At 69.8% G+C, this 18290-nt stretch carries 18 protein-coding genes and 1 tRNA gene; 14 read left to right on the top strand and 5 right to left on the bottom strand.

Features of this window, described 5'->3' with window-relative positions; genetic code table 11:
* Window positions 1-194: 194 nt before the first annotated feature.
* Entirely contained in the window at window positions 195-1394 is a 1200-nt protein-coding gene (locus FHG54_RS13605) for a Na+/H+ antiporter NhaA (protein WP_139417747.1), read from the bottom strand.
* A 165-nt stretch (window positions 1395-1559) separates the two neighbouring features.
* Here FHG54_RS13605 and FHG54_RS13600 point away from each other — a divergent pair, with 165 nt between their 5' ends.
* The 10 genes from FHG54_RS13600 (at window position 1560) to FHG54_RS13555 (ending at window position 10554) form a co-directional block, all read left to right on the top strand.
* Entirely contained in the window at window positions 1560-2219 is a 660-nt protein-coding gene (locus FHG54_RS13600; RefSeq protein WP_139417746.1) for a LysE family transporter, read from the top strand.
* A gap of 70 nt (window positions 2220-2289) precedes the next feature.
* A complete protein-coding gene (locus tag FHG54_RS13595; protein ID WP_139417745.1) occupies window positions 2290-2967 on the top strand; it encodes a nucleoside triphosphate pyrophosphohydrolase in 678 nt (225 codons plus the stop codon).
* A gap of 112 nt (window positions 2968-3079) precedes the next feature.
* Entirely contained in the window at window positions 3080-3520 is a 441-nt protein-coding gene (locus FHG54_RS16400) for a DUF6841 family protein (RefSeq protein WP_157002394.1), read from the top strand.
* Between the two features lie 59 nt (window positions 3521-3579).
* Window positions 3580-4869, top strand: coding sequence for a histidine--tRNA ligase (hisS, locus tag FHG54_RS13585; protein ID WP_139417743.1), 1290 nt, complete (start codon window positions 3580-3582; stop codon window positions 4867-4869).
* Window positions 4870-5178: 309 nt separating this feature from the next.
* Window positions 5179-6459, top strand: a complete 1281-nt coding sequence (gene eno / locus FHG54_RS13580) for a phosphopyruvate hydratase (protein WP_139417742.1) — start codon at window positions 5179-5181, stop codon at window positions 6457-6459.
* A 76-nt stretch (window positions 6460-6535) separates the two neighbouring features.
* Window positions 6536-7075, top strand: coding sequence for an FtsB family cell division protein (locus FHG54_RS13575; protein ID WP_139417741.1), 540 nt, complete (start codon window positions 6536-6538; stop codon window positions 7073-7075).
* On the top strand, window positions 7072-7626 hold the full coding sequence (locus FHG54_RS13570) for a DUF501 domain-containing protein (protein ID WP_139417740.1): 555 nt from the start codon (window positions 7072-7074) through the stop codon (window positions 7624-7626). Before FHG54_RS13575 ends, FHG54_RS13570 begins: the two co-directional genes overlap by 4 nt.
* A gap of 83 nt (window positions 7627-7709) precedes the next feature.
* Window positions 7710-8954: a S8 family serine peptidase gene (locus FHG54_RS13565; protein ID WP_233437780.1), complete on the top strand. Its 1245-nt coding sequence runs from the start codon at window positions 7710-7712 to the stop codon at window positions 8952-8954.
* 49 nt (window positions 8955-9003) lie between these two features.
* Window positions 9004-10410 (top strand): NAD(P)/FAD-dependent oxidoreductase, encoded by a 1407-nt coding sequence (locus tag FHG54_RS13560; RefSeq protein WP_139417739.1) that lies wholly within the window; start codon window positions 9004-9006, stop codon window positions 10408-10410.
* Between the two features lie 70 nt (window positions 10411-10480).
* Window positions 10481-10554: transfer RNA gene (locus FHG54_RS13555), tRNA-Leu, on the top strand.
* A 23-nt stretch (window positions 10555-10577) separates the two neighbouring features.
* Here the strand turns inward: FHG54_RS13555 and FHG54_RS13550 are convergent.
* Together FHG54_RS13550 and FHG54_RS13545 are read right to left on the bottom strand one after the other, a co-directional pair.
* Window positions 10578-11018 carry an iron chaperone gene (locus FHG54_RS13550; protein ID WP_139417738.1) on the bottom strand — a complete coding sequence of 147 codons (441 nt, stop codon included), beginning with the start codon at window positions 11016-11018 and terminating at the stop codon, window positions 10578-10580.
* A 132-nt stretch (window positions 11019-11150) separates the two neighbouring features.
* Window positions 11151-12077 carry a Ppx/GppA phosphatase family protein gene (locus tag FHG54_RS13545; RefSeq protein WP_139417737.1) on the bottom strand — a complete coding sequence of 309 codons (927 nt, stop codon included), beginning with the start codon at window positions 12075-12077 and terminating at the stop codon, window positions 11151-11153.
* A gap of 86 nt (window positions 12078-12163) precedes the next feature.
* Here FHG54_RS13545 and FHG54_RS13540 point away from each other — a divergent pair, with 86 nt between their 5' ends.
* From FHG54_RS13540 to FHG54_RS13525, 4 genes are read left to right on the top strand one after another with little or no spacing between them, the layout of a single operon-like run.
* On the top strand, window positions 12164-12760 hold the full coding sequence (locus FHG54_RS13540; protein ID WP_139417736.1) for a TetR/AcrR family transcriptional regulator: 597 nt from the start codon (window positions 12164-12166) through the stop codon (window positions 12758-12760).
* A complete protein-coding gene (locus tag FHG54_RS13535; RefSeq protein ID WP_139417735.1) occupies window positions 12757-14037 on the top strand; it encodes an MFS transporter in 1281 nt (426 codons plus the stop codon). Before FHG54_RS13540 ends, FHG54_RS13535 begins: the two co-directional genes overlap by 4 nt.
* Entirely contained in the window at window positions 14037-15284 is a 1248-nt protein-coding gene (locus FHG54_RS13530) for an amino acid deaminase/aldolase (protein WP_139417734.1), read from the top strand. The genes FHG54_RS13535 and FHG54_RS13530 overlap by 1 nt, the downstream gene beginning before the upstream one ends.
* 55 nt (window positions 15285-15339) lie before the next feature.
* Complete coding sequence (locus FHG54_RS13525; protein ID WP_139417733.1) at window positions 15340-16719, top strand: D-arabinono-1,4-lactone oxidase; 1380 nt, start codon at window positions 15340-15342, stop codon at window positions 16717-16719.
* Here the strand turns inward: FHG54_RS13525 and FHG54_RS13520 are convergent.
* On the bottom strand, window positions 16694-17428 hold the full coding sequence (locus tag FHG54_RS13520) for an ABC transporter permease (protein WP_139417732.1): 735 nt from the start codon (window positions 17426-17428) through the stop codon (window positions 16694-16696). The genes FHG54_RS13525 and FHG54_RS13520 overlap by 26 nt on opposite strands.
* Window positions 17425-18210: an ABC transporter ATP-binding protein gene (locus FHG54_RS13515; RefSeq protein ID WP_233437779.1), complete on the bottom strand. Its 786-nt coding sequence runs from the start codon at window positions 18208-18210 to the stop codon at window positions 17425-17427. The genes FHG54_RS13520 and FHG54_RS13515 overlap by 4 nt, the downstream gene beginning before the upstream one ends.
* Between the last annotated feature and the right edge of the window lie 80 nt (window positions 18211-18290).

The following is an 18290-nucleotide window of genomic DNA, read 5'->3' as shown; positions in this document are numbered from 1 at the left end:
TGCGGGCTCGAGCGCGTGTCGCCGGTGACCGGCGCGGTCGAAACCCCCGAATGCGGGATGGCCGCCAGCGACACTGCCGAGCTGTTGGGACGTCTGATGTCACACGTCCGACTCGAACAATAGTGGCGTGCGAGGAGGCGGTCAAGAGGATGTCGCTCGATGACGTGGCACCGCCCGCTCCGACGGTGCGCGGCTCAGCGCGAGAATGCGCCGCCCACGCCCGCGTGGCCCCCGTGCCGCTGGTAGTGACGCGAGCGCAGGCTCACGACGACGGCCGAGACGACGATCGCCACGCCAGAACCGAGCAGCACCGCGAGGGTGCCCTCATCGGCGACCTCGGGCAGCCCGGCGAAGGCGAGTTCGTTCATGAGCAGCGACACCGTGAAGCCGATTCCGCCGAGCGCGCCGACGACGAACAGGTCGCCGAGGGTGAGCGAGGTGCCCGAGCTGCGCCGTATGACGAGTGCGCCGAGGCCGCCCGCGAGCATGATGCCGATGATCTTGCCGACCGGCAATCCGATGAGGATGCCCCAGAACGCGGGGTCGAGCTCGCTCGGGGTCACTTGGGGCACCGCGACCATCGCAGCCGAGAAGGCGAACAGCGGCAGGATCACGCCGTTCGACCACGGTTCGAGCGAATGCACTGCACGCCCGCCGGGGCGACGCGCCATGACGAGGCCGAGCGCGACACCCGCGATCGTCGCGTGCACGCCGGACTGGAAGACGAAGTACCAGGCGAGCGCGCCGAGCACGATCAGTACGAGCACGATCGGCCACTGAGGCCGGCGCGCGAGGATCCACGCCGATCGCGGCTTCATCATGCGGCTCACCGCGCCGAACAGGGTGATCGCGATGCCCGCGAAGCCGATCGACGCGAGGTTCGCGTCGGCGGTGAAGAAGAACGCGATGATGAGGATCGCGATGAGGTCGTCGAGCACCGCGAGCGCGAGGAGGAACACCCGCACTCGGGTCGGGATCCACGTGCCGAACATGGCGAGCACGCCGAGGGCGAAGGCGATGTCGGTCGCGGTGGGGATGGGCCATCCGTCGGCCGTCTCGGTGCCCGCAGTGAACGCGAGGAAGATGAGGGCAGGCACGACGACCCCACCGCCCGCGGCGATCGCCGGCAGCAGCGCCTTCGACAGGGTGTTGAGCTCGCCGATGACCAGTTCGCGCTTCAGCTCGACCGCGACGATGAAGAAGAAGATCGCGAGCAGGCCGTCGCTGATCCAGTGACCCGCCGACAGGTCGAGGCCGAGCCAGGGCAGGTCGAGGTGCGCATCCTTCAGCTCGATGAGCGCCGGCCCGAACGAGAGGTTCGCGACCAGCAGGCCGAGCGCGGCGGCGATGAGGAGGAGGGCGGCTGCCCAGCGCTCGGAGCGGAGGAAGTTCATGTGTGGACTCCAAGGAAGTCGCGTGCACGAGCTGCGGGAGCACGGACGAGGTCGGCGAGGCGGTGACGACGGTCTCCCGTCGGCCGACCAGACTTCCCGGCACTCCTCCCGGCAGTCTACGGGCGACGGACGGTCAGGGCCGATCGCCGCGCCTACGCTGGTGCGGTGACCCTCTCGCTCTGGGCGACGCTCCTCGCAGCCTGCTTCGTCATCAGCTTCACCCCGGGCGCCGGCGCGATCAACACGATGGGCAACTCCCTCAACGCGGGGTTCCGGCGTTCGATCTGGGGCATCATCGGGCAGCAGGCCGCGCTGATCGTGCACATCCTGATCGTCGCGGCCGGCCTCGGCGTGCTCGTCGCCGGTTCGCCGGTCGCATTCGAGGTCATCCGCTACGCGGGCGCCGCCTACCTCGTCTACCTCGGCATCCGGCAACTGCTCGCGAAGCCGCAGCCGCCGGTCGACGAGGGCGAGGATGAAAGCACGGCGGATGCCGCAGGGCGGGCGCGGAACGCGCGCGCCGAGTCGCGCTGGTCGATGTTCCGCCGCGGCCTCTGGGTGAACCTCCTGAACCCCAAGGCGATCGTGTTCTTCCTCGCATTCCTGCCGCAGTTCATCCGCCCGGAACTGCCGCTCCTGCCGCAGTACCTGGTCGTCGGCCTGACCGTCGTGGTGGTCGACGTGATCGTGATGTGGGGCTTCTTCGCGGTTGCAGCGCACAGCCTGCGGCGGTTCACCCGTTCGGTGCGCGGCCAGCGCACGCTCAACGGCGTATTCGGCGTGCTGTTCATCATCGTGGGCGTCCTGCTCGCCGTCGTGCACTGAGCACGCCTGAGCGCGCCGGCGCCACGTGTTCGCCGATGCCCTCGCGGCGGGGTGCACCTAGGCTGCCGGTATGGGCGCTGCGCATTCCGGACTCGACGAACTCATCGACACGGTTGCCCTGCTCCGTGCCCCGGGCGGCTGCCCGTGGGATGCCGATCAGACCCACGCGAGCCTCGTGCAGTACCTCGTCGAGGAGAGCTGGGAGCTCATCGACGCGATCGAGTCGGGCAGTCGCGAGGAGATGATCGAGGAGCTCGGCGACGTGCTCTATCAGGTGCTCTTCCATGCCGACCTCGCGGCCAACACCGACGGCGAACGCTTCGACATCGACGACGTCGCGCGCCACATGACGGCCAAGATGGTGTCGCGGCATCCGCATGTCTTCGGCGACCGCGAGGCCGAGACGGCCGATGACGTGGTCGCGTTCTGGGACGACCTGAAGGCCGACGAGAAGCCGCACCGCACGAGCGTGCTCGACGGGATCCCGCGAGGTATGCCCGCGCTCGCGCTCGCGCAGAAGGTGCTCGGCAAGGCCGAGAAGGTCGGCGTGACGCATGCGACGGCGCAGGCCCCGAGCGCAGCGCCCGCGCCGCTCTCTCCCGCGACGGAGGAGGAACTCGGCGCGGCGCTGCTCGGGCTCGTGGCCTCCGCTCGCGTGCAGGGTCTCGATGCCGAGCGCGCGCTGCGTGTCGTCGTGCGGGGGCTCGAGAACGAGGTGCGCGCCGCCGAGGCGCCGCGCGCCGGCTGACGCGCTGGCTGACGCGCCGCCGGACGCGGCGCCTGACGCGCCGGTGCGGGGCTCGCGGATGCCGCCCCGCGGGCGTACCTTCGGACGAGACATCGACGTCGGAGGGGGATCCATGGGCATCGAGGACTGGCGGCTCGAGGAGTTCTTCGACCGCTACGCCGAGGCGCAGCGCGACTTGGACGCCGAGGCGACCGCGCGGCTCTGGGGTCTGCCCGGCATGGTCATCACCGACGAGTTCGCCGGCGCCCTCGAGAGCCGTGCCGACATGGCGGCCGGCCTCTCCTCGTCGTTTCCGCTCTATCGTCGGCTCGGCTTCGAATCGATCGTGCCCGAGGTTCGTGCGGTGAGCGCCCTCACCGAGGTCATCTCGATGGTGCGTGTGCGATGGAGCTACCTCGATGCGAACGACGAGCTCGTCGTCACGACCGACGTCGAGTACGTCGTGCGCGACGACGCCGACGGACTGCGCATCTACGTCGGCGTCGGCATCGACGAGGCCGACGCACTGCGCCGCGCGGCGGCGGCCAAGGGCATCGAGCTCGACGCGGGCTGAGGCGCACGCCCCGACCGGCGCGCCGCGACCGACGCCCGCGTGCTGGAAGAATGGTCGGCATGGCCGCATCCGTCACCCCTCCGCGCGGTATGCGCGACTTCCTCCCCGCCGAGAAGGCCCGTCGCGAGCACGCTCTCGGCGTGATCCGCGGCGTCTACGCGGCGCACGGCTTCGACGAGATCGAAACGCCCGTGATGGAGGACTCCTCTCGGCTGCACGCCGGACTCGGCGGCGACAACGAGAAGCTCGCCTTCGCCGTCATGAAGCGCGCGCTCGGCACCGACGACCTCGAGCGCGCCGCGGCATCCGGCGACGCGCTCTCGCTCGCCGACCTCGGCCTGCGCTACGACCTGACCGTGCCGCTCGCGCGGTTCTATGCGACGCACCGCGCGGCGCTGCCGCCGGTGTTCCGGGCGATCCAGATCGCGCCGGTGTGGCGTGCCGAACGGCCGCAGAAGGGCCGCTACCGGCAGTTCGTGCAGTGCGACATCGACATCATCGGCGAGGCCGGGCCGCTCGCGGAACTCGAACTGCTGACCGCGACCGTTGCGACGCTCGATGCGCTCGGTCTCGGCGGCTGCACGATCCGGCTCAACGACCGGCGCATCCTCGCGGGAATCCTCGGATCGTGGGGCGTTCCGGATGAGCTCCGCGAACGTGCGCTCATCACGATCGACAAGCTCGACAAGATCGGTGCCGAGGGAGTTGCGGCCGAGCTCGCGGGGCTCGGCATCGTCACGGGCGACGCGGATGTCGCGGCCGAACTCGAGGCGCTCACCGCCGCCGACTGGCACCTGGCCGATCGCCAGTCGTCGCAGAGTGGGCAGGGTGCGCCCGCGCCCTCATGGCTCGACCTCGATGCGTACGGTGAACTGCTCGCGCTGCGCGAGAGCCTGCCCGACGCGGCGATCGAGTTCGACCCCACCCTCGTGCGCGGCATGGGGTACTACACGGGTACGATCTTCGAGATCGCCCACCCCGACCACGGCTACTCCCTCGGCGGCGGGGGGCGGTACGACGGCATGATCGGGCGCTTCCTCGGCCAGGAGGTGCCCGCGTGCGGCTTCTCGATCGGCTTCGAGCGCATCGTCGACCTGCTCGCCGTGCGCGACGAAGAGCGCCCGCGCGCGGTGGTGCTCGTCTACGACGTGGATGTCGCGCCGGGGCGGCTGCTCGAGCTGAAGCGCGAGCTCGTGGCATCCGGAACCCGCGTGCGCCTCGAACGCCGGGTCAAGAACCTGCGCGCCCTGCTCGACCGCGTCACCGCCGACGGGTTCGACGCATTCGCGCAGGTGGGCGCCGAGACGACGGAAGCCGCGTCGCTCGCGTTCCGCGAACTCTCCGCGTAGGGGCGCCGGGTCGCACCCTGGTCGAGGCGTCGGTCGCACCCTGGTCGAGGCGTCGGTCGCACCCTGGTCGAGGCGTCGGTCGCACTTCGGCTTTGTAGGACAACCGGCTGTTGGTAGGACGCGTTGGCGGCGTTGCGTCCTACAGAGCGCGCTTCGTCCTACATACGCGAGGGGAGAGGGGAGGGGGAGAGCGGGGCGAAATGAAGTCCGGGTGTGAGCATTACTAGCGGGTGTGAGCATTACTAGACTGACAGCGGATCACGACGGAGTCGTCCGCTGCCCACCCCACCCATCACAGAGGAGTTCACTGTGGCATTCATCGAAGCTGTAGGCGCTCGCGAGATTCTCGACTCGCGCGGCAACCCGACCGTCGAGGTCGAGGTGCTGCTCGACGACGGCTCGCTCGCTCGCGCCGCGGTGCCCTCGGGCGCATCGACCGGTGCCTTCGAGGCGTACGAGCTGCGCGACGGCGACAACGACCGCTACCTCGGCAAGGGCGTGCAGAAGGCCGTCGACGCCGTGCTCGACGACCTCGGTCCGGCCATCGAAGACCTCGACGCCGCCGACCAGCGCCTCGTCGACGCCGCCCTGGTCGAAGCCGACGGCACCGAGAACAAGAGCCGCCTCGGCGCCAACGCCATTCTCGGCGTGAGCCTCGCGGTCGCCAAGGCCGCGGCCGATTCCGCCGACCTGCCGCTCTTCCGCTACCTCGGCGGCCCCAACGCCCACGTGCTGCCCGTGCCGATGATGAACATCATCAACGGCGGCGCGCACGCCGACACCGGCGTCGACATCCAGGAGTTCATGGTGCTGCCGATCGGCGCCCCGACCTACTCCGAGGGCCTCCGCTGGGGCGTTGAGACCTATCACGCGCTGAAGAGCCTGCTGAAGGCCAAGGGCCTCTCGACCGGCCTCGGCGACGAGGGCGGCTTCGCTCCCGACTTCGCGCACAACCGCGCAGCACTCGACTTCATCTCCGAGGCGATCGAGAAGGCCGGCTTCACGCTCGGCACCGACATCGCCCTCGGCCTGGATGTCGCGGCGAGCGAGTTCCACGAGAACGGCGTCTACAAGTTCGAGGGCAAGGACCGCACCTCTGCCGAGATGAACGCGTACTACGCCGAGCTCGCAGCCGCGTACCCGCTCGTGTCGATCGAGGACCCGCTCGACGAGTCCGACTGGGACGGCTGGGCCGCCCTCACGGCCGAGCTCGGCACGAAGCTGCAACTCGTCGGCGACGACCTCTTCGTCACCAACCCGAAGCGCCTCGCCCAGGGCATCGCCACGCACACCGGCAACTCGATCCTCGTCAAGGTGAACCAGATCGGCACCCTGACCGAGACGCTCGACGCCGTGAAGCTCGCGCAGCGCTCGGGCTACACGGCCGTCATGTCGCACCGCTCGGGCGAGACCGAAGACACGACGATCGCCGATCTCGCCGTCGCGACCGACTGCGGTCAGATCAAGACGGGCGCGCCCGCCCGGAGTGAGCGGGTCGCCAAGTACAATCAGCTTCTGAGGATCGAAGAGGAACTCGGTGAGGCTGCGGTGTACGCCGGCCGCACGGCGTTCCCTCGCTACACGGCCTAGACAGCAGACGCGTGACGGGGGCGGCCGAGTGGCCGCCCCCGTCGCTGTTCTCCGGGCCAGACGATGAGGAGGGGCGATGCCAGACGAGACCGGTCGCTCCGGCCGCGCCCCACGACGGCCCGACGGTTCCGGCGGTTCCGGCGGTGCCGGCTGGCTCAGCGGCATCCGTTTCTCAGGTTTCTCCCTCATCATGATGGGAGTGCTCGTGCTCGCCGTCGTGGTGCTCGCGCCGACCATCGCGGCGTTCGCACAGCAACGGCAGCAGATCGCCGAGCTTCGCGCCGCCGTCTCCGCGCAGGAGGAGGAGGTGCAGCGGCTTCGCGACGAACGCGAGCGCTGGAACGACGACACGTTCATCGTGACCCAGGCGCGCGAGCGTCTGTACTACGTGATGCCGGGCGAGGTGAGCTACCTCGTCATCGACGACCGAACGGCAGCGGCGAAGACGGACACCACAGCGGGGGTCTCGGCCGAGGTGACCGAATCGAAGGGAGACTGGATGCAGACGCTCCTCGACTCGGTGCTCACCGCGGGGCTCGCTCCCGACGCAGCGCCGGCTGTCGATCCGGCGTCCACGACCCCGCCAGCCGCGCCAGCCGCCGAGGAGAACCGATGACCCGCCCGCCGTTCGAACCGGTCAGCGAGCGCGATCTGCGCATCGTCACGGCGCAGCTCGGGCGCGAACCCCGTGACGTCGTCGGCATCGCCGCCCGGTGCGTGTGCGGGGCGCCGACGGTGGTCGCCACCGCCCCGCGTCTCTCCGACGGCACGCCGTTCCCGACCTTCTACTACCTCTCGCATCAAGCGGCGACTGCGGCGATGTCGTTCCTCGAGGCCGCGCAGCTCATGGTCGAGTGCACCGACCTGCTCGCGAATGACGCCGAGATCGCCGGCGCGTACGACCGGGCCCACCGCGACTACCTCGCCGACCGCGATTCGATCGCCGTCGTGCCCGAGCTCGACGGCATCTCCGCGGGGGGCATGCCGAGCCGCGTCAAGTGCCTGCACGCACTCGTTGCGCACTCTCTCGCGGCCGGCCCCGGTGCGAACCCGATCGGCGACATCGCGCTCGAGCGTTCGAGTTGGTCGCCCGACGTCTGCCGCTGCCCCGACTACGGCGTCGACGACGCGCCTGTCGCCGAGGCCGCCGGAGGGCCGGCCGGGTGATCCTGACATCGCGACCGGGCCGATCCGAACGCCGCGCGCGTTCGGATCGCGCCCCGCGCGCCCGCAAGCAGGCGTCCTTCGTCGTGAAGGCCTTGGCGACCATCGCGGCAGCGACGATGCTCGCGCTCGCCGGAGGCGGCGCCGCGCGCGCCGACCTCGTGCGCGACTACGAGTACTGGCTCACCGACTACGGCTTCACCACTGCGTGGAACACCTCGCGCGGCAAGGGCGTCACCGTGGCGATCATCGACACGGGCGTCAACGGAAACGTCGCCGAGCTTCGCGGTGCGGTCGTCGGCGGCACGGATGTCTCGGGCCTCGGCACTCCCGACGGGCAGACCCCGGTCGGCGAGGACTCGACGCACGGCACGATGGTCGCCGGACTCATCGCCGGTCGAGGCACGGGGGAGGGCAGCGGCGTGATCGGCACCGCCCCCGAGGCCGACCTGCTCACCGTCTCGGTGGCCTTCGGTCAGGAGACGGGGGCGGTGAAGTCGAACGACGAGCAGATCGCCGAGGCCGTGCGTTGGGCGGTCGACAACGGCGCCGACGTGATCAACATGTCCTTGACGCGGAACACTCCCGACTGGCCCGAGAGCTGGGACGACGCGTTCATGTACGCGTTCGACCACGACGTCGTCGTGGTCGCGGCGGCGGGAAACCGCGGCAGCGGCACGAGCCAGGTGGGTGCACCCGCGACGATCCCCGGCGTGCTGGCGGTCGCTGGTGTCGACAAGGCGAAGAATGCGAGCTTCGACGCGAGTTCACAGGGCATTTCGATCGCCGTCGCCGCACCGAGCGAGGATCTCGTCGGCATCCTGCCCGACGGCAGCCATGTGCAGTGGGACGGGACGAGCGGCGCCGCGCCCATCGTGTCGGGCCTCGTCGCCCTGATCCGGTCGGAGTTCCCCGAGCTCGACGCGGCCAACGTCATCAATCGACTCATCAAGACCGCCGACCCCAACGGCCAGAAGGTGCCGAGCGCGCTCTACGGGTACGGCCTGATCGACCCGGTCGTCGCGCTGACGACCGACGTGCCGAAAGTCGACGAGAACCCGCTCGGTTCCCTTGCGGACTGGATCACTCTGCACCGTCGAGCGGAGGTCGAGGCGCCCGACCAGAGTGGCGAGACGCAACCGATCGTGCCGGTCGCCGATCCTCCCTTACCCCATTCCGACGGCGGTCAGACACTGCTTCCGACGCAGTGGACGCTCGCCTACATCACCGTGCCGCTCTCACTTGTTGCAGGGTTTGGTACGCTAGCAGCGCTGTTGGGCATCGGCGCCACTCGGCATACCAGGCGGACTGTCCGCAATCGCGAGCAGTGATCGCACGAAATTCAGCCCGCACATTCCGAAACTGAGGAGTCCATTCACCGTGCCCAAGATTCTCATCGTCGGCGGTGGCTATGCGGGGTTCTACACGGCGTGGAAGCTCGAGAAGTGGTTGCGTAACGGCGAGGCAGAGGTCACGATCGTCGACCCGCTGCCCTACATGACGTACCAGCCGTTCCTGCCCGAGGTCGCAGCCGGCTCGATCGAGCCGCGTCACTCGGTCGTCGCGCAGCGCCGGCACCTGAAGAAGACGAACGTCGTGACCGCGAAGGTCACCCGCATCGACCACGCGGCGAAGACTGCGACGATCACGCCCGAGTTCGGTGAACCGTGGCAGTTCGACTACGACGTCGTCGTCGTCACCGGCGGCGCGGTCTCGCGCACCTTCCCGATCCCGGGCATCGCCGACAACGCGATCGGACTCAAGTCGGTCGAAGAGGCGGTCGCCATCCGTGACCGCGTCCTCACGAACTTCGACAAGGCCTCGAACCTTCCCCCCGGTCCCGAGCGCGAGCGCCTGCTCACCTTCGTCGTGGTCGGCGGCGGGTTCGCGGGCATCGAGGTGTTCGCCGAGCTCCGCTCGTTCGCGAGCTCGCTGCTCGAGTACTACCCGCAGCTCACCTTCGATGAGACGCACTTCCACCTCATCGAGGCGATGGGGCGCATCATGCCCGAGGTCTCGCTCGAGACGAGCCACTGGGTCATCAAGCACCTCGCCCAGCGCGGTGCCGAGATCCACCTCGACACGCAGCTCACGAGCGCGGTCGACGGCGTCATCGAACTGTCGACGGGCGAGAGCTTCGAGACCGACCTCATCGTCTGGACGGCCGGGGTCATGGCGAACCCCGCCATCGTGCGCTCGAGCGACCTGCCCGTCGAAGAGCGCGGTCGCATCAAGACCCGCGCCGACCTCCGCGTCGGCGACGACGAGGACTTCGTGGCCGACGCCTGGGCGGCCGGTGACATCTCGGCGGTGCCCGACCTCAGCGGCGGCGGCGTCGGCGGCTACTGCGTGCCGAACGCACAGCACGCCGTGCGCCAGGGCAAGCTGCTCGCGAAGAACATCGTCGCCGTGCTCCGAGGTGAGGAGCCGAAGGAGTACTTCCACAAGAACCTGGGTGCGGTCGCCGGTCTCGGCATCGGCTCGGGCGTGTTCCAGTCGGGCAAGCTCGCGCTGAAGGGCCTCATCGCCTGGTTCGCGCACCGCGGCTACCACGGTCTGGCCATGCCCAGCTGGGAGCGCAAGTTCCGCGTGTTCTGGGGCTGGTGGAACAACTTCTGGCTCGGCCGTGACATCGTCTCGCTGAGCGCCGTGCAGCAGCCGCGAGCGCAGTTCGAGCTGTTCGCCGCACGTCCGAAGCCCCCGGCGGTCGAGGCTCCTGCCCCGACGGCCGCGCCCGCCGCGAAATCGGGTGCTTCGGCCAAGAAAGAGGCGGTCGCCGCCAAGTAGCGACGACCCGGACGGCGCCGTGATGCGCCGCTATGCTGTGACGCGGCGCCGCCCTTCCGGGCGGCGCCGCGCTCCCGTAGCCCAATCGGCAGAGGCAGGCGACTTAAACTCGCTTCAGTCTGGGTTCGAGTCCCAGCGGGAGCACCGACGGTGCGGCGTGAGCAGCGTCAGCCGACGGCCTTGCGCACGAGTTCGGTGACCGTTGCCTCGACTGCGGGCGTCCAGCGGCGCACCGCGAAACCGACGGGCCACAGGTCGCCGTCGTCGAGGTTCGCGCGGTCTTCGAACCCGATCGTCGCATAGCGCGTCGTGAACTTCTTGGCGGGCTGGATGAAGACGAGCATCTTGCCGTCGCTGTTCGCGAAGCCGGGCATGCCGTAGTACGTCTTGGGCACGAGCGCGGGCGCGACCTCGCTGACGACCTTGTAGAACCCCTCGGCGAGCGGCTTGTCTTCGGGTTCGAGTGCGGCGATCGCGTCGAGCACCGCCTTCTCGCCTGCTGCACGGTTCTTGCCGGCCTTCTGCTGCTCGCGAAGCTCCTTGGCGCGTTGCTTGACCGCGTCGCGTTCTTCCTTGCTCAGTCCGTCGGAGGTGTCGGTCTTCGCCATCGTCGTGATCCTTCCGGTTCTCGCTCCGTGCCGCGCGATGAGCGGGGCGTCGACTTCAGGCTATTCGGATGCCGCGCCCGAGCGCTTCTCCATTCCTGATCGATCGGGCGCACTCCTGATCGGTCGAGCGCCTCAGACGAGCCGGTCGAGTCTCCTGAGGATGAGCCCCTCACGGAGCGCCCACGGTGAGACCTCGAGCTCGTCGACGCCGAAGGCGCGCATCGTCTCGGAGAGCACGACCGCCCCCGCGACGATCTGGAACGTGCGGTCGGCGGTGATTCCCGGCAGAGCGGGCCGGGCGTCGGCGGGGATCCTCGCGAGCCGCGGCGTCCAATCGTCGAGCCCATCACGGGTGAGGATGCTGCGCTCGGAGTCGCCGAAGCCGTCTTCGACGCTGCCGGCGAGCCGGGCGAGCGAGCGGATCGTCTTGGAGGAGCCGACGACGTGGTTCGGCGAGGGCAGGGACGCGAACGGCTCGACGGCCTCTGCGAGCACGTCGCGCGCGTGGGCCCGCAGCCGTGCGACCTGTTCGGGCGAGGGCGGATCGTCGGGCAGGAAGGAGATCGTCGAGCGCCCGGCGCCGAGGGGGAGCGACCGCGCGACATCCGGCACCTCGTCGATGCCCTGCGCGAGCTCGAGCGACCCGCCGCCGATGTCGAAGACCAGGAGGCGCCCGGCCGACCAGCCGTACCAGCGGCGTACCGCCAGGTAGGTCAGCAGCGACTCGTCGTCGCCCGAGAGCACCTGCAGGTGCACGCCGGTCTCACGCTCGACGAGATCGAGCACTGCCTCGCCGTTCGCGGCTTCGCGGATGGCGGAGGTCGCGAACGCGAGCAGTTCGTCGAGCCCGGCCTCGCGAGCAGCGGATGCCGCGCCGCCCACCGCGGTGAGGATCGCGGCAACGCCCTCGGCGTTGATCGAGCCGTCGGGTTCGAGATAGCGCATGAGGCGCAATACCGACTTGTGCGAGGCTGTCGGAATGGGGCGCGCGCCGGCGTGCGCTTCGACGACGAGCAGGTGCACCGTGTTGGAACCGACGTCGAGGACTCCGAGGCGCATGCTGCGAGAGTAACGGTTTTCGTGCATACTTAGGCAACTGGGACGTTTGTCCCACTTCAGTCGTCGAAGGTGTCGAGAGGAGACGCATGGCCCGCATTCCCGCTTCCGAGCGGCGCGCTGCACTCGTGCAGGCGGCGCTGCGTGTGGTGTCGCAGCGCGGCATCGCGCACGCGACGACCCGAGCGATCGTGGCCGAGGCCGGCATGTCGCTCGCGAGTTTCCATTACGCGTTCGATTCGCGCGACGAGCTCATCGACGAGCTCATCACGACGGTCGTCGCCAGCGAGCAGGAGGCGGTGCTGCCGAGCGACCTCCAGGGACTCGGCCTCCGCGAGACCCTCGAGGCCGGCCTGCTGCGCTACTTCGATCACCTCCGCGCCGATCCCGAGCACGAGCAGGCGATGCTCGAGCTCACCCAGTACGCGCTGCGGTCGCCCGAGCGGCACCCGCTCGCCGTTGCGCAGTATGCCCGATACTCCGAGCTCGCGGGCCGATCGCTCGAAGCGGCCGCCGAACTCGCGGGCGCGGTGTGGACCACACCGGTCGCGCAGGTCGCCGGGGTGCTCATCGCCTTCACCGACGGGCTCACTCTCACGTGGCTCGTCACCCGCGACGACGATGTCGCACGGGCGATCGCGCACGCGGCCGCCGACGCCCTCTCGAGAATGGCCGAGCCCCGATGACGAGCCTCGATTCCGCGTCCCCTGCGGCGCATCCCACGACCGCTGCGCTCGGCGAGCCGGTCCGCCGCGTCTCCGCCGGTTGGATCGCCTCGTTCGCGACCGTCTGGCTCGGCATCTGGATGGCTCAGCTCACGCCGGTGCAGTTGCTGCTCCCCGCGCAGATCGATGCGCAGCTCCAACCCGAGAACTGGGTCGACAGCGTCGTCGCGTTCGGCACGATCTCGGGCATCGCCGCGATCGCGACGATCATCGCCTACCCCCTGACCGGTGCGATCTCCGACCGCACGACCTCGCGGTTCGGCCGTCGTCGGCCGTGGATCGCGATCGGCGCGATCGTCTTCGGCCTCTCGCTCGTCACACTCGGCGTGCAGACCGAGATCTGGGCGATCGGGGCGACGTGGGTCGCGGCATCCGTCGGCTTCTGCATCATGACCGCCGCGCTCACCGCGACGATCTCCGACCAGGTGCCCGTCAATCAGCGCGGCTTCGTCTCGGGCTGGATGTCTGCGCCGCAGGCGGTCGGCATCATCGTCGGTCTCGTGCTCGTGACCGAGCTCGTCACCGACGCTTCGCTCGGCTACGTGCTGCTCGCGGTGATTCTCGTCGTGCTGACCGTGCCGTTCCTGTTCCGCGCCGACGAGCCGCTCGCACCGATCGAGCGCGAGCGGGTCACCGCGAAGGGCATGCTCACCGGGTTCTGGATCAGCCCTCGCAAGCACCCCGACTTCGGCTGGACCCTGCTCAGCCGCGTGCTCGTCTCAGTCGGCAACGCGCTCGGCACGAGCCTGCTGCTCTACTTCCTGATGTTCCAGCTGAACGATGCCAACGCAGCAGACAACCTCATCGTGCTGACGCTCATCTACATGGTGTTCGTGATCGGCGCCTCGCTGCTGCTCGGCAAGCTCTCCGACCGGCTCGGCCGCCGCAAGCTGTTCGTCTTCATCGCCTCGGCGCTGCAGGGCATCGCGGCGCTGATGCTCGGCCTCTTCCCCGACCTCACGGTCGCGATGGTCGCCGCGGGGCTCCTCGGCCTCGGCTACGGCTGCTTCCTCTCCGTCGACCAGGCCCTCGCGACCCAGGTGCTGCCCGACGCCGCATCACGCGGAAAGGACCTCGGCATCATGAACATCGCCTCGGCGGTGCCGCAGGCGATCGCCCCGATGATCGGCGCCGCCGCGGTCGTGGTCTCGGGCTCGTTCATGCTCGTCTTCCTCCTCGGCGCGGCGTTCTCATTCGCCGGCGCCTTCGCCGTTGCCCAGGTCAGGAGCGTACGTTGATGACCATCGATCTCCTCAAGACCGGCACGCCGGCGACGGATGCCGCGGACTGGCTGCGGCCCGAACGGTACTGGCCGTCGCTGACCGCCGCCACCGCGCACCTCGACGCTCCCGTCGGCGCGCTCCACCTGGGTGCGCTGCGGCACAATGCGCTCGACATGCTGCGGCGCGCCAACGGCACGCCGATCCGCGTCGCATCCAAGTCGCTGCGCGTGCGCGGCATCGTCGAAGCGCTGCTCGAGATGCCCGGCTACCACGGCGTGCTCGCATATACGCTCTCCGAGGCGCTCTGGCTCGCCGAGGCGGTCGACGACATCGTGGTCGGCTATCCGACGGCCGAGCGGGCGAGCATCCGCAGGCTCGCGTCCGATCCCGAGCTCGCCCGCCGGGTGACGCTCATGGTCGATTCGCCGGCCCAGCTCGACCTCGTCGACGCGGTGCTGCCGCCGGGCAGGCGCGAATCGATTCGCGTGTGCCTCGAGCTCGACGCGTCGTGGAACGCGCCGCTGCTCGGCCACCTCGGCGTCCGCCGGTCGCCGGTGCACGCGCCGGAAGACGCCGCAGCGCTCGCCGCGTACATCGTGAAGCGACCCGGCTTCGAACTCGTCGGCATGATGGCCTACGAGGCGCAGATCGCCGGAGTCGTGAACCGTCCGGCCGGCCGGCCGATCGACGGTGCCGTGAACCGCTGGATGCAGTCGCGCTCGATGCCCGAGCTGCGTGAACGCCGCGGCCGCGCGGTGGCCGCCGTGCGCGAGATCGCCCCGCTCGAGTTCGTCAACGGCGGTGGCACCGGCTCGCTCGAGGCCACGGCGGCGGATGCCTCGGTGACCGAGATCGCGGCAGGGTCGGGCATCTTCGGCGGGCACCTCTTCGACGGATACCAGCACTTCACGCCCGCACCCGCCGCCGCCTGGGCGCTCGACATCGTGCGCCGACCGAGCCGCGATCACGCGACGATCCTCGGCGGTGGCTGGATCGCCTCAGGCCCGCCCGCACCTGACCGGCTCCCGAAGATCGCCTGGCCGGAGGGGCTCGTGCTGGAGCCGCGCGAGATGGCCGGAGAGGTGCAGAGCCCGGTGAGCGGCGCGGCGGCCCGGCGCATGAAGGTCGGCGACCGGGTGTGGCTGCGCCATACGAAGTCGGGCGAGCTGGCAGAACATCTGAACGAATTCGCCCTGGTCGATGCGGGCGAAGTCGTCGATACCATCCCGAGCTATCGGGGCGAGGGGAAGGCGTTCCTGTGACAGAGACAGGAGCCGACGGGCGCAGCGAGCAGGAACGCGTGGAGAGGACGATCGAATGACCGCGACGGGAGCCGTGTGGCGCAACTGGAGTCGCACGGAGGCGGTGCGCCCCCTCCGCGTGGAGCGTCCGGCCGGCGCCGAGGCAGTGCAGCGGGCGGTCGCGGCCGCCGCGGCCTCCGGCCTGCGCATCAAGCCGGTCGGATCGGGCCACAGCTTCACCGGCATCGCGGTCACGCCCGGCGTGCAGCTCGACATGACCGGCGTCAGCGGCGTGCTCGACGCAGACGCCGCCACGGGCCGGGTCACTCTCGGCGCAGGCACTCGCCTGCACGAACTGCCCGAACTGCTCGCGCCCTACGGCCTCGCCCTCGAGAACATGGGCGACATCGACCGTCAGACGATCTCGGGGGCGACCTCGACGGGCACGCACGGCACGGGTCTCGGGTTCGGCGGCCTCGCAACTCAGATCGTCGCCGCCCGCCTCGTGACCGGTACCGGCGAGCTCATCACCGTCAGTGAGTCCGAGCGCCCAGAGCTGCTGCCCGCCGTTCGCCTCGGCCTCGGAGCGCTCGGCGTGCTCGTCGACGTGACCCTGCAGCTCGTGCCGCGGTACGTGCTGCACGCCGTCGAGCGGCCGAGGCCCATCGACGAAGTGCTCGACCACTGGCATGAGCTCGTTCGCGACGCCGACCACTTCGAGTTCTACTGGTTCCCGCACACGGCCACGGCGCTCACCAAGACCAACACGCGACTTCCGGGCGACGCGCCGCGCCGTCCGCTGGGCCGTGCGTCGCGGTGGCTCGACGACGAGGTGCTCGCCAACGGGCTCTTCCGGGCGGTGGCCGCGACCGGTCGCGTGGCGCCCGGCACGACGTCCACACTCGCCAGGTTGACCGAGGCGGTCACGAGGCACTCGGGCGACCGCGACTTCAGCGACTTCTCGCCCGCCGTGTTCACGACGCACCGCAGCGTGAGGTTCCGTGAGATGGAGTACGCGGTGCCGCTCGAAGCCGTGCCCGACGCGTTCCGCGAGGTGCGGGCGCTCATCGAGCGGAAGGGCTGGCGCATCAGCTTTCCGATCGAGGTGCGTGCCGCCGCATCCGACGACAACTGGCTCTCGACCGCGTACGGGCGCGAGAGCGGCTACATCGCCGTGCACCGCTACTTCCGTGAGAACCACCGCGAGTACTTCGCGGGCGTCGAGGAGATCATGCGCGGCTACGGCGGCCGGCCGCACTGGGGCAAGCTGCACACCCAGAACGCGCAGTCGCTGCGCGAGGTGTACCCCCGGTTCGACGACTTCCTGCGGGTGCGCGATGAGCTCGATCCCGATCGCCGATTCTCGAACGCCTACCTCGATCACGTGCTCGGCGACGGTGTCGCGGCCGACATCGTTGCCGACGACACGGCTAGGGAGTCCGCCGGCGCAGCGTGACCGAGCCGAGCACGATCGACCCGACGATCCACGCGATGATCACGGCGAGCTTCGCCGCGATCCACGCCGCGCTCTCGGAGTCGGCAGCGACGGCTTGCAGTGCATCGATCGCGAAGCTCAGTGGCAGCCACTCGCTGATGACCTCGAGCGCTTCGGGCAGCTGATCGCGCGGGATGAAGATGCCGCCGAGCAGGATCTGCGGGAAGACGATGAGCGGCATGAACTGCACGACCTGGAACTCCGAGCGCGCGAACGCGCTCGCGAGGAGTCCGAGGGAGGTGCCGAGCAGGGCGTCGGCGACCGCGACGGCGAAGAGCAGCCAGATCGAGCCCTCGATCTCGAGCCCGCAGACCCAGACGGCGAACGACACGGCGATCGCCGTCTGGAACACGGCGAGGAGACCGAACGCGAGCGCGTAGCCGAGGATGAAGTCGCCCTTGCCCATCGGCATCGAGAGGAGCCGTTCGAGGGTGCCGCTGCGGCGTTCCCTGAGCGTCGAGATGCTCGTGACGAGGAACATCACGATGAACGGGAAGAGCGCGATCATCGCCGGGCCGATGTCGGTGAAGAGGTCGGTGTCGACGAAGATCCAGGCGACGAGGCCGATGAGCAGGCTCGGCACCACGAGGAGGAGCGCGATCGTGCGGGGGTCGTGGCGGATCTGGCCGAGCACGCGACCGGCGGTCGCGAACGTGCGTGAGAGGTTCATCGCAGCGGCTCCGGTTCGCTCGCGGGCCGGAGGTGGGGCTCGCCTCGCTCGATGAGGCGGAGGAACGCCTGCTCGACGTCATCGGTGCCGGTCACCTGCAGTACGCCCTGCACGGTGTCGTCGGCGAGCAGCGCACCCTCGCGGAGGAGCAGGAGACGATCGCACCGCTTCGCCTCGTCCATGACGTGGCTCGAGATGAGGAGCGTCGCCCCGTCGTCGGCGAGGCTGCGGAACAGCGCCCACAATTCGACGCGGAGCACCGGGTCGAGCCCGACGGTGGGCTCGTCGAGCACGAGCACTTGCGGTGCGCCGAGCAGCGCAGCGGCCAATGAGACCCGGCTGCGCTGCCCGCCCGAGAGCGAGCCCACGAGTCGGCCGGCGACCGCGCCGAGCTCGGTGCGTTCGATGACGCGGTCGACATCGGATGCCGGTGCGCCGAGGATGCGACGGAAGTACGCGAGATTCTGGTGCACCGAGAGGTCGTCGTACACGCTCGCCTGCTGGGTGACGTACCCCATGCGGGTGCGGAGGGGCCGGCTCCCCGCCGGGAGGCCGAGCACCTCGATCGTGCCGGACTTCACGATCTGCACGCCCACGATCGCACGCATGAGCGTCGTCTTTCCGCTGCCGCTCGGACCCAGCAGCCCGATGATGCGGCCGCGTGGCACGGCGAGCGAGAGCCGGTCGAGCACCGGCGTGGCGCCGCGAACCACCGTCAGGTTCTGCACGATGACCGCGGCGCCGGGCGCTGCTGCGGCCGCGGCATCCGAATTCGTCGTCATGTGCTGAATCATTCGCCGCGTGCGCCACGCTGTCAACGCCGTATTCGCCCGGAGAGGCCCCTCCGGTTTCCTCCGAGTCT

The organism is Agromyces laixinhei (assembly GCF_006337065.1).
GTDB classification, from domain to species: domain Bacteria; phylum Actinomycetota; class Actinomycetes; order Actinomycetales; family Microbacteriaceae; genus Agromyces; species Agromyces laixinhei.
Note: the sequence above shows the minus strand (reverse complement) of the source record. Positions and strands in the feature narration are given on the sequence as shown.